Source organism: Rhizobium sp. CRRU65, assembly GCF_048551595.1.
Taxonomy (GTDB): domain Bacteria; phylum Pseudomonadota; class Alphaproteobacteria; order Rhizobiales; family Rhizobiaceae; genus Rhizobium; species Rhizobium leguminosarum_J.
On the sequence record NZ_JBLYZH010000010.1, the window covers coordinates 149582 to 163311 of the forward strand.

Sequence of the window (13730 nt, forward strand, 5' to 3'; positions counted from 1 at the left end):
GAACAGGGTAAATTACAGCGGCAGGTCGGTACCGAGTTCGCCTTGCGGCACGAAACGCGCCGTCGGAATGATGGTGAGCGGCGGCAGGGTGTCGTTGGGATTGCGCGAAAACATCATGCGCTGCTCGCTGGCGCTCGAGATGAAGAAGGGATAGCGCGTCAACAGCTTTCGCCCGACCTCGATCACATTCGTCGCCATCAGCGTCATGTCGATCCCGTAATTCTTCGCCAGCCGGCCGGGCACGACCGTATCGGCATAGAAGACCCGCTTGTAGAAGGCCGCATGCGGCGGCCGAACGAATTGAAGAACGCGGTCCGCACGGAAATACGCCGCCGCCACGATGGTCGGCCTCAGCGTCAGATAGGGAACCCACGGCAGATCGGCGGTGAGCTCGGGGTCGGCCGCGAAACGCGCCGGATCGATCAGGGTCAGCCCCGCATCCAGAAGGTCATCCATCGCCTCGGGAAAGGCGCCACCGGACTGACTGAGGCGATGTTCCGGTGTCACATAATGAACCCGGATCGTACTGACCAGTTCCCCATAATAATACAGACCGAAGATATAGGCGTGGCTGTCGAAATCGCTGTCATCAAGCAGCCCTTTCGGGGCAAGCGCCAGCACGTCATGGGCCTTGTAGGCCTTGTAGCGCAACCGTTCCACCTGCTCCATGTCTTCGCTGCTTTCGACGCGGCGATACTCGACATGATCCAAAACTTCCAAAATTTTTGTGCTGAAATCGCTACGCTTGAACAGTGTCTCTGACATTTCTCGATCCGCTCGTTAACGGATCATTAATCATACGCCAGCGAAATTTAGGCAAGGAAATCCGATAATTTCCCTTGTTTTTAAATCGTTAAGGTTAACGCGGCATGCGCTTTTCAAGGGGGAAACTGTCTGTTGAGACCGCTCAGGCGACCTTGTTGCGGCGGCGTTGTACGACGCGGCGGCCGATGCCCTGCTGCAACAGCGGGATATTCTGGGAAGGCACGGGCGGCGAGAAAACGTAACCCTGAACAAGATCGGCGCTGCGGTGCTTGTTGAGCAGTGCGAGCTGCTCCTCGGTTTCGACACCTTCAATGACGATCTTCAGGCCCAGTTCACGGGCGAGATGGACCGTGCCGCGCAGCAGCTTCAAGCGGCGGTTATCTTCGACGATGTTGCGCACGAAGGAGCGATCGATCTTGACGATATCGAGCGGCAGTGTGTCGAGGTAGCTGAGGCTGGAGAAGCCGGTACCGAAATCGTCGATGGCGATGGTGATGCCGCGAGCCCTGAGCTCGGCCAGGATGGCGCGCACAGCCGCCGGCTCGTCGATCAGGCAGCTTTCGGTGACTTCGAGATGCAGCCGCGCCGCGTCGAGACCGGAATGGGCAAGCGCTTCGGCGACCACCGCGAGAATATCGGCATCGCGCAGATCCCGCGCCGAAAGGTTCACCGAGACGGCGATATGTTCCGGCCAGTTCATGCATTCGCTGCACGCCTTGAACAACACGAAACGGGTGATGTCGGAGATGATGCCCATATCTTCGGCGAGCCGGATGAAGACGTCGGGCGGGATCGAGCCCTTCTCCGGATGCACCCAGCGCGCCAACGCTTCGGCGCATTCGATCCGCGAGCCGTCGGACCGGAACATCGGCTGGAAGGCAAGATGCAGCGCCTGCGCCGAGACCGCGTCGCGCAAATCCGCTTTCAGCTTCTGCTGCTCGATATAGCGGCCATCCATCTCCCGCTCGAAGCCGGAAATGCCGCCCTTGAAGCGCGACTTGCTTTCGAACAGCGCCAGATCCGCCTTGACGCTCCATTCGTCCATCGCAAACGCAGCACTCTCGAGGATCGCGTAGCCGGCGCTGAGCGAAACCAGGAAGGTCAGCTCGTCGACTGCGTAGTTGCCCTGGATTGCGGCGTGCACGCGGCGGATCTCGACGTCGAGCGAGGCCTGTTCCTTCGCATGCGGGAAGAACAGGATGAACTGGTCTCCCATCAACCGGCCGAGGATGGCGTTGCCGGAGGCCTGCTTGATGCGGGCGGCGATGGCGCAAAGCAGGTGGTCGCCTGTAACGTGGCCGCGCATGTCGTTGACATGTTTGAACTCGTCGATATCGAGAACCATGAAGCCGAGTGGCCCGGACTTCCTTTGATGTTTGGCGAGATAATCCTGCACCAGCTGCCCGAAATATTCTCGGTTCGGCAGGCCGGTCAGCGCATCGAAGCGGACCATGTGCATGATCTTCTGCTCCGCCTTCACCCGGCTCGACACGTCCTCGAAGATCAGCACGGCGCCGCCGTCGGCCCTGCGGCTGGCGGAGAATTCGAGCGACAGGCCCTCGGGGAAATGGATGAGCGTGCGCGACAGGTTGCCTTCGGCGACTTGGGTGAGCTGGCGCAGGATGAGCTCCGGCTGCGAGGCGTCCATGAAGCTGTAGCGCGCGCCGTAGCGTAGCACGGCGCCGAGATCGCGGTCCTTCAACCGATCCGGCGCACCGATCTTCAAAAGCTCGCAGGCCTTGCGATTGACGACCTGGATGCGGTTTTCGGCATCGACCATGACTAGGCCATGCGGCATGTTGTTGAGCGCCGTATCGAAGCGGTCGGCGATGATGGTGATTTCCCGGCGCGCGATGACATTCTCATAGAGGAACTCGCGCACGCCGTTCGCCATGGCACGCGTCGTCAGCCAGAAGGGAATGAGGAAGATCGACAACAAGCCACGATAAAAATCGAGCGCCAACAGGCTGCAGACAATCATCGGCAGACAGCAGGAAAAGGTCTGGAGGTCAACCGCCAGGCGCGAACCATAATTGCGGCCGACAACGGAAACCATGGTCGCCATGGTAACCGCAATGCAGGCAAGTTCCGCAAAGGAATCATGGACGACGAAGATGGCGTAGCCACTGGCGATGCCAAGCAGGGTGGTGGTGCAGGCAGCACCCGCAACCAGGATCCGCTCCCAACGCTCGATTCCGGCGTGCGACAGGCTCTCCTTGTCAACGCGGTCGAACTGCCGGAAGATGACCATGCGAACGCAGAAGACCAGGAGGAAGGCGGCCGCCAGCAGGATATAGACGAAGGACTGGGTCTTGGCAGCAACGGCAAGGCATGTCGCGACATGCACGATCACGCCAGCAAGCAGCGTCATGCGGTTCCCGGAAAGGGAACTCACAAACGACAGATACACATCTATAGGGACCCTGTTCGGGTTATCTGGCTTCATCCACACTTTCCCTGTGCGCGGGAATTCTAGGCCCAACCTTTTAAAAATTGATTTCAATGGAATCAAACATTTGGTCAAATTTTCTAAAACCACAGGGTGAACCGCACAGCTTACGCGAGTTAATGCAGCCTACCGGCGAGATTACCGAAATAATTTATCCACGCCTGGGTTGTTGAAATATTTGACGGCCCTACGGCGGGGCCGATGCGTCTAAGACTATACTCCAACGCGAGGCATTTATCCTTCCAATTTCAAAGGCCGTGGTCTACATCGATTGCAAGAGGAAAAACTGCCGGAAAACCGGTGGAACAAGAACAAGGGGAGGCGAATGTCGGTACTTCTGGCCGCAAGCCGGCTGATTGACTCGATCAGTCAGTTCATGGGCAAACTTTCCGAATATATGGTGCTGTTCTGCTGCCTGATCAGCGCCGGAAACGCCATCGTCCGCTACGCCTTCAACTACAGTTCGAACGGCTGGCTGGAGATTCAGTGGTATCTCTTCGCCTTCGTCGTCATGCTCGGCGCCTCGCATGCGCTGCGCAACAATGAGCATGTCCGCGTCGACCTGATCTATGGTTCGGTTTCCGACAGGGCGAAGATCTGGATCGACATCGTCGGCCTCATTGTCTTCCTCCTTCCCGCATGCCTCTATCTCACCTGGCTGTGCTGGCCTTTCTTCACGCTCTCCTACCATCAGGGGGAAATATCGGGCAACGCCGGCGGACTGATCCGTTGGCCCGTCAAGCTGATCCTCGTCGCCGGCTTCGCACTGCTTTCCCTTCAGGGCGTTTCCGAGCTGGTCAAGCGGATCGCAGCCCTCACCGGCCATATCAGCATCGATACGAAATACGAAAAGCCGCTGCAGTAACGCGGGCTGGGAGAAACGGATTTGTTTGATTTCGGCATCATCCCGCCGGCCATGTTCCTGGGCATGATCATCTTCATGCTCTACGGCTTTCCGGTCGCCTTTTCGCTCGCCGCCGTCGGCTTGTTTTTCGCCATCATCGGCATCGTCACCGGCCATTTCGGCGAGGTCTTTCTGCAGGCTCTGCCGCTGCGCTTCTTCGGCATCCTTTCCAACGACCTTCTGCTCGCCATTCCCTTCTTCACCTTCATGGGTGCGGTGCTGGAGCGCTGCGGGTTGGCCGAGGACCTGCTCGAGGGCACCGGCAAACTCTTCGGTGGTATACCCGGCGGGCTTGCCTATGCCGTCATCCTCGTCGGCGCCGTGCTCGGAGCGATCACCGGCACGGTGGCCGCTTCCGTGATCACCATGGGGATGATCTCGCTGCCGATCATGCTGCGCTATGGCTACAATCCGCGCCTTGCCACCGGCGTCATCGCCGCCTCGGGCACGATCACCCAGGTCATCCCGCCCTCGCTCGTGCTCGTCGTTCTCGCCGATCAGCTCGGCAGGTCGGTCGGCGACATGTATCTCGGCGCGATCGGCCCCTCGATCCTGCAGGTGACGATCTTCGTGCTCTTCATCCTGGTGATGTCGATTATTCGGCCGAAATCGATGCCGCCGCTGCCGAAAGAGGTGCGCGGCGATTTCAATTGGGCTCTGCTCGTGAAGGTGCTGATGGGCATGGTGCCCTCGATCGTGCTGATCTTCCTCGTGCTCGGCACGATCTTCATGGGTCTTGCAACGCCGACGGAAGCAGGCGCGCTCGGCGTCGTCGGCGCCATTGTGCTTGCCGCCATGAATCGCCGCCTCACCTGGCCGCTGATCCGCGAAGCAATGGCATCGACCACACACATTACATCCATGGTGGTGATGATCCTGATCGGCTCCACCTGTTTCAGCCTGGTCTTCCAGGGCATGGACGGGTCGCGCTGGATCGAGCACATGCTGTCGGGCATTCCCGGCGGGCCGGTCGGTTTCCTGATCTTCGTCAACATCTTCATCTTCGTGCTCGCCTTCTTCCTCGATTTTTTCGAGATCGCCTTCATCGTCATCCCGATGCTCGCACCCGTCGCCTCCAGTCTCGGCATCGACCTGATCTGGTTCGGCGTCCTGATCTGCGTCAACATGCAGACGAGCTTCATGCATCCGCCCTTCGGCTTCGCGCTCTTCTATCTGCGCTCAATCGCCAGCAAGGACGTCAAGACCTCGGATATCTACATGGGCGCGCTCCCCTGGGTCGGCATGCAGCTGATCCTGGTGGCGATCGTGATCTTCTGGCCGCAATCGGTAACCTATTGGCTGGATCACGGCCCGAAGGTCGACCCGAACTCGATCAAGATCGAAGTCCCGGGCTTCGGCGGCCAGCTCGGCCTGCCACCGCTGGGCGGCGGCGGCAATGGCTCACCGCAGATCCCCGGCCTGACCCTGCCGCCACTGAACGGCCTGCCGGGAGCACCGCCGCCACCGGCGAAATAGTCCAGCAAAAACAAAACCCCGGACGGAAATCCGGGGTTCTGGTATCGCATTCGTCTAAAGCGCCGAGCCTGCCGGCGGAAAGCCTTAAAGCTTCCCGGCCCGTTGCTGGATCATCATGAACGTATCGAAGGTGTACTCCGACAGCTGCATCCACAGATAGGCATCCCGCTTGAAGGCGGTCTGGTCGTCGTAGATCTTCTTGAAATACTGGTTCGTGCCCGAAATTTCGCTGTAGATGCCCGTCGCCGCCTGGAAGCAGGCTTCCATGATCTCCTGACTGAACGGGCGCAGCGTCGCGCCTTCCGCGACCAGCTGCTTCAGCGCGGTCGGGTTCTTCGTGTCGTACTTCGCCAGCATGTTGGTGTTGGCGAAGGCGCAGGCGTCGGTCAGCGCTGCCTGATAATGCTTGGGCAGGCTGCTCCATTTTTCGAGATTGAAGAACCCGTGCACCGTCGGGCCACCTTCCCACCAGCCCGGATAATAGTAGTACTTCGCCACCTTGTGGAAGCCGAGCTTCAGGTCGTCATAGGGGCCGACGAATTCCGCCGCATCGATCGTGCCTTTTTCCAACGCCGGATAGATATCGCCGCCGGCGATCTGCTGCGGGATGACGCCGACCTTCTCCATGACGCGACCGGCAAGGCCGGCAATGCGCATCTTGACGCCCTTGAGGTCATCGAGCGTATTGATTTCCTTGCGGAACCAGCCGCCCATCTGCGCACCGGTATTGCCAGCCGGCAGCGCATACATGCCCTGCGTGGCATAAAACTCGTTCATCAGCTTGTTGCCGTTGCCTTCATAGTACCAGGCATTGGTCAGACGGCTGTTCAGCCCGAACGGAATGGCCGTTCCGATGGCGTAGGTCGGGTCCTTGCCGACGAAATAATAGGAGGTGGTATGGGCTGCTTCGACCGTACCGGCGGCAACGGCATCGACGGCCTGCAGGCCCGGCACGATTTCACCGGCCGCGAAGGGCTGGATCGTGAAATTGCCATCCGTCGCCGCGGCAACATGCTTGGCGATATCCTCGGCGCCGCCATAGATCGTATCCAAGCTCTTCGGAAACGACGACGTCATGCGCCACGCGATCTTCGGATTCTCCTGCGCGATCGCAGGCGCTGCCAATGCCGTTGCGGCAACCGCACCGGCGCCGGCGGTTCCCGCCTTCTTGAAAAACGAACGACGATCCATCAAAAACCTCCCATATAGATGACACTGCGCGGCCAATCTCACCCCTACCCGCAGCAAGGGCAAAGCTAAGCATGGCGCAAGCCGCGATTCAAGCTTTAGTCTATTAGCCTTTGGCATCAAGACGGCAATAAGGCAACGCGCACGTATCCATCAGAATCAGCGGCTTAGCGGTAAACCGGAAAGGCAGGGCGCCGCTTCCGTCGCAATTTGGCCGCCTAATGCAGCCAAGCGTTGACTTGACGGCCGTTCAGGCGGAAGAAACGACGAGAATAAAGATTTTCACCGGGGCTGATATGACGAAACCGATCGTTGCCATTCCTGCCGATATCCGTAGCTTCGACGGCGCGACCTGGCATGCCGTGCAGCATCAATATCTGCGCGCCGCATTGAACGCATCCGGTGTCATGGCCTTCATCATCCCCGCTTTCGAGGAGGGCTACGATACCGACGCGATCCTCGACCGCGTCGACGGTCTGCTTGTCTCCGGTTCGGCCAGCAATGTTCATCCCTTGCTCTACGGTGCCGAGGCGAATGACAAGGACGGCCCCTTCGACCCCGCCCGCGACGCCACCAGCCTGCCGCTCATCCGCCGCGCCATCGACCGCGCCATCCCGCTGCTCGCCATCTGCCGCGGCATCCAGGAGCTGAATGTCGCCCTCGGCGGCTCGCTGGCAAGCGAGATTCAGGAGCAGCCCGGCATCTGGGACCATCGCCGGCCAGAAGGCGTCGACCGGGACGGCATGTACGCCATTCGCCAGACCGTCCACGTCAAGGAAGGTTCCTGCATCGCAGCCATTCTCGGTCCGGGCGAGATCCGCGTGAATTCCCTGCATCGCCAGGCAATCGCCAGAACCGCCCCACGCCTGCAGGTGGAAGCGATCGCCGAGGACGGCACGGTGGAGGCCGTTTCCGTTATCGACGCCAAGGCTTTCGCCGTCGGCGTGCAATGGCATCCGGAATATTGGGCTGAAACCGACAAGTCTTCGAACCAGCTGTTCGCTGCTTTCGGCGACGCCGTCCGCGCCTATGCCGCCGCCAAGCGGCCGGTCATCCCGGCGCAGGCGATCGCGTGACCACCAGACCCACCGGGCGTGGAAACATCAATCAACGGTGATCGTCGTCGCGTTCGTGGTTGAGCCAGGCGCAGAATTCTATCCGACGCGCCTAGGCCTTCTGCGGCGTCTCCGGCACCGGCGTCAGCGCCGCACCCTTATCGAACCAGGCGATGAGATTGTCGGCAACGAGATCGGCCATTGCATTGCGTGTCGGCACGGACGCGGAGGCGACGTGCGGCAGCAGCACGGCGTTGGTCGGCCCCAGCAGGTCGGCCGGCACGGTCGGCTCTTCATAGAAAACGTCGAGGCCGGCAGCACCGAGCGCGCCGGAGGCAAGAGCGGCACTCAGCGCCGCCTCGTCCACCGTCCAGCCACGGCCGACGTTGACGAGAATGCCGTTTGGGCCGAGTGCTGCCAGAATATCCGCATCGATCGTCTTGTGTGTCTGCGGCGTCTTCGGAACGATGGCGATCAGCGTATCCACCGCTTCCGCCAGCCCCTTCAACGTCGGGTGATAATCGTAGGACACATCGGCGTGGCGCGAACGTGTGTGATAACTGATCTTCACCTTGAACGGCTCCAGCCGCTTGGCGATTTCGAGCCCGATGCGGCCAAGGCCGTAAAGCCCGATATGGCGGCCCTTGAGCGAGAAGCGCGACAGCGGATAGGCCGTTCCCGGCTTCCAGTTGCCGGCACGCAGCCACGCTTCGGCCCGCGGCAACTCGCGAACCGTGTTCAGCAGCAGGCCGATCGCCGTATCGGCGACCTCGTCGTTCAGCACATCAGGCGTATTGGTGACGACAATGCCTTTTTCGGCGGCATGTTTCACATCGACGCCGTCATAACCGACACCGAAATTGGCGATCACTTCGGCATGCGGCAGCTGGTCTATCCAGGCGCCTGGGAAGGAGCCGGACACGGCGACGCCGCGGATACGGCCGGCAGTCTCGCCGTCTAGCGCAAGCTTCTCCTCGCGTGGGACGGCGATAATCTCAAACCGATCCTTCAACCTTTCGAGAACACGCTCGTGTATCTTCCCAGGAACGAGAATGGCGATGCGGGACATGGCTTTTCCTCTTGGATATGGCGGTCGGTTCAGGCGCGCGGCCGATGGGGACTGGTGGACTGGCGAATGCGCATTTCCGGTTTGATCAGATGCATGCCATCAGGCTCATGGCTGCCGGCAAGGCGATCGAGCAGCGCCCGAGCGGCCAGGCGCCCGACCTCGGCCTGACCGTTCCAGACGGTCGTTAGCGCAGGCGTAGCGATCGAGGCCTCCTCGAGATCGTCGTAGCCGGTGACGGAAATATCGCGTCCCGGCACCAGGCCCGCGCGCGCAATGCCGTTCATCAGGCCGATCGCTACGAGATCGTTCCAGCAGACGGCCGCGGTCGGCTTCTGCGGCAGCGAAAGGAAATGCACGGCCGCCTCGAAACCGCCCTGTTTCGAGCGCGGACCGGGAATGCGCAAGTTCGGATCGACCTCGATGCCGGCCTTGCGCAGCGAATTGACATAGCCCTGGTAACGGTCGCGGCCGGTGGATGTCTGGTCCGTGCCGCCGATCATGGCGATCGAGCGATGACCAAGGCCGATCAGGTGGTTGGTGGCAAGCGAGATGCCGTAGCTGTCGTCACCGCGATAGGTCGGCAGGTCCTGCCCTTCCATCGAGCGGGCGACGAGGATCGCCGGCATGCCGTTGTCTTCTGCCAGCTGCACGTCTTCAGGCGGAGTACCGATCGCCGGCGACATGATGACGCCGTCGCCACCGAGCTGCAGCAGCGTCTCGATGAAGGTGCGCTGCTTCTCGACATTGTCGTAATGGTTGGAAAGGATGAAGGTGTGGCGGCTGCGATCAAGCTCGCTTTCGATCGCCTTCAGGATCTCGCCATAGAACGGGTTCATGATGTCGTGCACGACGACGCCGATGATGCCGGAGCGCGAGGTCCGAAGGCTGGCGGCACGGCGATTGTAGATATAGCCGAGCGCGCGCGCCTGTTCCTTGATCTTCTCCCGGGTATTGCCGGCAACGAGCGGACTGTCGCGTAAGGCAAGCGATACGGTCGCCGTAGAAATGCCGAGCGTTTCGGCGATTGTCGAAAGCTTGATCTTCTGAACCACGTGTCCTCCTCCAGGCAGCACGCAAGGCAGTCAAGACCCCGCCGTCAAACCGGCGCGGCCCTTAAAATGTTTAATTAAAAGATTTAATCGATGGAAGCAATTCGTCTTTCGGGGAAATTTCAGTCTTCGTCCGGTTCTTCGATATGAATGGCTTCGGCCTGCAGATTGGCATCGATCGCCTTCAGCAATCGGACGAGATTGCGAATTTCCTTCTCGGAGAACTCCTGCGTCGCCAACTTGTCGCAGGCCGAGGCCGCCATCTCGATCCCTTGCACGCTGCCGCGGCCGAGTTCGGTGAGATAGACCTTGGTGAGGCGCGCATCCTCCGCATCGGGCTTACGCTCGAGAAAGCCCTGCGCTTCCATGCGGCCGATGGTGCGCGTCATCGTCGGCGCTTTGACGCCGAGCTTCTGGGCAAGGCCGCCGGCCGTCATGCCGTCGCTCTCGGCAAGCGAGAGGATGACGCCGTCCTGGCCGGCATAGAGGCCGCTTTCGAGCAGGTTGCGCGAGAGTACCGTCCGCATGGAACGCGCCGCCTGGGTCAGAGCCGGAGAGAGATCGACGAGCGTATACTCGGTCTGGTCCTTCTTCTTGGACTTGTTCTTTTTGCCGTCCTTGTGCTTCTTTCCCATAGCCATCCCTTTGATCTTTAAGCCCCGACGCCGCTGCGATATGACATTGCTCAGGATCTCGTCATAAACAAGAGGCAACGACCGGATGATGACACCTTCGCCGCGCTTCGAGGACAGCAACCCGGCCTCTACACCTGACGGGCGCCATCTGATCGCCGTGCTGCCGCTCGGCGCCCATGAACAGCACGGCCCTCACCTGCCCTTCGAAACCGACACCCTGATTGCCGAAGGCATCGCCGGACGATTGAAGATAGCCTTGCCTGCCGGCCTGCCGGTCACCTTCCTGCCCGCCGAATCTGTCGGCTATTCCATAGAGCATATGGATGTTGAAGGAACGAAGACGCTTGCCTTCGACGAAGCGGTAAACCGCTGGCTCGGCATCGCCGAGGGGCTGGCAAAGCAGGGCATCCGCAAATTGGTGATGCTGAACGCCCATGGCGGCAATTCGCCGATCGTGACCATTGTCGCGACCGAGGCGCGGCTCCGCTTCGCCATGCTGGCGGTGGCAACGAGCTGGACCCGTTTCGGCCTGCCGGATGGCGTGGTCACGCCGGAGGAAAAGGCGATCGGCATCCATGGCGGCGATATCGAGACATCGGTGATGCTGGCGCTTCATCCCGACAAGGTTGATATGGCGAAGGCGGCGAACTTTTCCTCGCGGCAGACGGAATTCGCCGAGCGTTTCAAGCATCTGCGCGCCTACGGGCCGCACGCCTTCGGCTGGAAGATGTCGGACCTCAATGCTGAAGGCGTGGCGGGAAACGCCGCCGCCGCCACAGTAGAGAAAGGCGAGGCGCTGATTGCCCATGCGGTAAAAGGACTGGTGGAATTGCTGAGTGACGTCGATGCATTCGATGTCGCGCAACTGCGGTGACTATGGGGGCATCTGCACCGGTCAGACGACGTGATCTTATAACATTATAAAACCCTTTGAACTGCCACGCTCAAGCCATTATATGAGACCAACCGTTCAAGCAGCCGATCCCAAGCCGCTCGGCCGCACGCCTAAATCCTAGAGGTTCTCATGACCGACGCGATCTCCACCCTGAAGCCCATTCCCGTTACCGTGCTCACCGGTTATCTCGGCGCCGGCAAGACGACATTGCTCAACCGCATTCTCTCCGAAAATCACGGCAAGAAATATGCGGTCATCGTCAATGAATTCGGCGAAATCGGCATCGACAACGACCTGATCGTCGAGTCGGACGAAGAAATCTACGAGATGAACAATGGCTGTGTCTGCTGCACGGTGCGCGGCGACCTGATCCGCGTTGTCGAAGGCCTGATGCGCCGCCCCGGCCGCTTCGACGGCATCATCGTCGAGACGACGGGCCTTGCCGATCCGGTACCAGTCGCCCAGACCTTCTTCATGGATGACGATGTGCGCGCCAAGACCGAGCTCGACGCCGTCGTCGCCCTCGTCGATGCCAAGCACCTGCCGCTGCGCCTGAAGGACAGCCGGGAGGCCGAGGACCAGATCGCCTTCGCCGACGTCGTCATCATCAACAAGAGCGACCTGGTGACCCCGGAAGAACTTGATGTGATCGAGGATATCGTCCGCGCCATCAACCCGGCCGCCCGAGTCTACAAGACCAGCCGCTCCGGCGTCGACCTCGCCCGCGTGCTCGATCAGGGCGCCTTCAACCTGGAGCGCGCGCTCGAAAACGATCCGCATTTCCTCGAGCAGGGCCATGACGACCATGTCTGCGGCCCCGATTGCGATCACGACCACCACCATCATGACCATGATCATCACGATCATCAGCATGGTGACCACGGCCACGACCATCATCACCATGGCGCCCATCAACATGGCGCGATGTCGGCGATCCACGATGTGACGGTGCAGTCGGTGTCGCTGCGCGGCGCAGAGATGAACCCGGAGCGCTTCTTCCCCTGGATCCAGAAGGTCACCCAGACGCAGGGGCCAAATATCCTGCGTCTTAAGGGCATCATCGCCTTCAAGGACGATCCCGAGCGTTACGTCGTTCAGGGCGTGCACATGATCATCGAGGGCGACCACCAGCGGCCGTGGAAGGAAGGCGAAAAGCACGAGAGCCGTCTCGTCTTCATCGGCCGCGAACTTGACCGCGAGAAGCTCGAAGCCTCCTTCAAGGCCTGCGAGGCAGCCGCCTGATGCCGACAGTTGCACCGCTTGATCTCGACGGCCACGTTCTGGCCGTCGAATTTTTAGGTGATGTTCCCTTCTTCGCAAGCGCACACGGTACATTCCACCGGCTGGACGGCGGCGACAGGGTTTCCGAAGCCCACCAGGGCATGCTCACCGCGATCCGCGATCCCCATAGCGAGAGCCTGATCTCGGGCGGCGAGGACGGCAAGGTGCTGCGCATTGCCGCCGACGGCAGCGTCAGCGAAATCGCGACCGCGCCGCGCAAGTGGATTTCGCAGGTCGCAGCCGGCCCGCAGGGTGCCGTGGCCTATTCCTACGGCAAGAGTTCGCTGGTGCGCCTTGCCGACGGCACGACCAAGGAATTCCCCGAGGAGCGCACCGTCGAAGGGCTTGCCTTTGCGCCGAAGGGGCTGCGCATCGCCGCGGCGCGCTACAACGGTGTGTCGCTGCACTGGATCGGCATGAACGCCAAGCCGGTCGATCTGGAATGGAAGGGTGCGCATACCGGCGTCACCTTCTCGCCTGATGGTAATTTCCTCGTCACCTCGATGCAGGAAAACGCACTGCACGGCTGGAAGCTCGACATCAAGCCCGGCACCGAAGCCCGCCACATGCGCATGACCGGCTACCCTTCCAAGGTGAAATCACTCTCCTGGTCGGTCAAGGGCAAGTGGCTCGCGTCTTCAGGCGCGCCTGCGGCAATCGTCTGGCCCTTCCAGGGCAAGGACGGGCCGATGGGCAAGGCGCCGCTGGAGCTCGGCACCCGCGCCAATATAATGGCGACCGCGGTGAAGTTCCATCCGCTCGAAGACATCCTCGCCATCGGCTTCATCGACGGCATGATCCTCGCCGTGCGCATCGCCGACAGCAAGGAGGCGCTGCTGCGCCGACCCGGCAAGGGTGCGGTCACGGCGATGAGCTGGAGCAAAAACGGCAAGCTGCTCGCCTTCGGCTCGGAAGCCGGCGACTGCGGCGTCGTCGATATTTCGGCTTGAGGCCCGTTGCCGGC

12 protein-coding genes are annotated in these 13730 nt (G+C 60.9%); 6 read left to right on the plus strand and 6 right to left on the minus strand.

Annotated features, from left to right (window positions below; translation table 11 throughout):
• Positions 1 to 12: 12 nt before the first annotated feature.
• Together ACM5SV_RS20905 and ACM5SV_RS20910 are read right to left on the minus strand one after the other, a co-directional pair.
• Entirely contained in the window at positions 13 to 765 is a 753-nt protein-coding gene (locus ACM5SV_RS20905) for an N-acyl amino acid synthase FeeM domain-containing protein (protein ID WP_012759001.1), read from the minus strand.
• A 142-nt stretch (positions 766 to 907) separates the two neighbouring features.
• Positions 908 to 3211, minus strand: coding sequence for a putative bifunctional diguanylate cyclase/phosphodiesterase (locus ACM5SV_RS20910; protein ID WP_012759002.1), 2304 nt, complete (start codon positions 3209 to 3211; stop codon positions 908 to 910).
• A gap of 328 nt (positions 3212 to 3539) precedes the next feature.
• Between ACM5SV_RS20910 and ACM5SV_RS20915 the strand changes: the two genes are divergently transcribed.
• Positions 3540 to 4079, plus strand: coding sequence for a TRAP transporter small permease subunit (locus ACM5SV_RS20915; protein ID WP_012759003.1), 540 nt, complete (start codon positions 3540 to 3542; stop codon positions 4077 to 4079).
• A 21-nt stretch (positions 4080 to 4100) separates the two neighbouring features.
• Positions 4101 to 5594, plus strand: a complete 1494-nt coding sequence (locus tag ACM5SV_RS20920; protein ID WP_017995199.1) for a TRAP transporter large permease — start codon at positions 4101 to 4103, stop codon at positions 5592 to 5594.
• Positions 5595 to 5678: 84 nt separating this feature from the next.
• Here the strand turns inward: ACM5SV_RS20920 and ACM5SV_RS20925 are convergent, their stop codons facing one another.
• Positions 5679 to 6785, minus strand: a complete 1107-nt coding sequence (locus ACM5SV_RS20925) for a TRAP transporter substrate-binding protein (protein ID WP_003552852.1) — start codon at positions 6783 to 6785, stop codon at positions 5679 to 5681.
• 293 nt (positions 6786 to 7078) lie between these two features.
• On the opposite strand from ACM5SV_RS20925, the gene ACM5SV_RS20930 reads away from it, so the two are divergent.
• Positions 7079 to 7858 (plus strand): gamma-glutamyl-gamma-aminobutyrate hydrolase family protein, encoded by a 780-nt coding sequence (locus ACM5SV_RS20930; protein WP_012759005.1) that lies wholly within the window; start codon positions 7079 to 7081, stop codon positions 7856 to 7858.
• 91 nt (positions 7859 to 7949) lie between these two features.
• Here ACM5SV_RS20930 and ACM5SV_RS20935 read toward each other — a convergent pair whose 3' ends face one another.
• From ACM5SV_RS20935 to ACM5SV_RS20945, 3 genes are all read right to left on the minus strand, one after another.
• A complete protein-coding gene (locus tag ACM5SV_RS20935; protein ID WP_128405912.1) occupies positions 7950 to 8906 on the minus strand; it encodes a 2-hydroxyacid dehydrogenase in 957 nt (318 codons plus the stop codon).
• A 29-nt stretch (positions 8907 to 8935) separates the two neighbouring features.
• A complete protein-coding gene (locus tag ACM5SV_RS20940; RefSeq protein ID WP_003542973.1) occupies positions 8936 to 9958 on the minus strand; it encodes a LacI family DNA-binding transcriptional regulator in 1023 nt (340 codons plus the stop codon).
• A gap of 119 nt (positions 9959 to 10077) precedes the next feature.
• Positions 10078 to 10590, minus strand: coding sequence for a MarR family winged helix-turn-helix transcriptional regulator (locus ACM5SV_RS20945; protein WP_012759007.1), 513 nt, complete (start codon positions 10588 to 10590; stop codon positions 10078 to 10080).
• 85 nt (positions 10591 to 10675) lie between these two features.
• Here ACM5SV_RS20945 and ACM5SV_RS20950 point away from each other — a divergent pair, with 85 nt between their 5' ends.
• From ACM5SV_RS20950 to ACM5SV_RS20960, 3 genes are all read left to right on the plus strand, one after another.
• On the plus strand, positions 10676 to 11464 hold the full coding sequence (locus ACM5SV_RS20950) for a creatininase family protein (protein WP_012759008.1): 789 nt from the start codon (positions 10676 to 10678) through the stop codon (positions 11462 to 11464).
• A 150-nt stretch (positions 11465 to 11614) separates the two neighbouring features.
• Positions 11615 to 12727 carry a CobW family GTP-binding protein gene (locus tag ACM5SV_RS20955; RefSeq protein WP_222014785.1) on the plus strand — a complete coding sequence of 371 codons (1113 nt, stop codon included), beginning with the start codon at positions 11615 to 11617 and terminating at the stop codon, positions 12725 to 12727.
• Positions 12727 to 13716 (plus strand): WD40 repeat domain-containing protein, encoded by a 990-nt coding sequence (locus ACM5SV_RS20960; RefSeq protein ID WP_222014786.1) that lies wholly within the window; start codon positions 12727 to 12729, stop codon positions 13714 to 13716. The genes ACM5SV_RS20955 and ACM5SV_RS20960 overlap by 1 nt, the downstream gene beginning before the upstream one ends.
• The last annotated feature ends 14 nt before the right edge of the window (positions 13717 to 13730 follow it).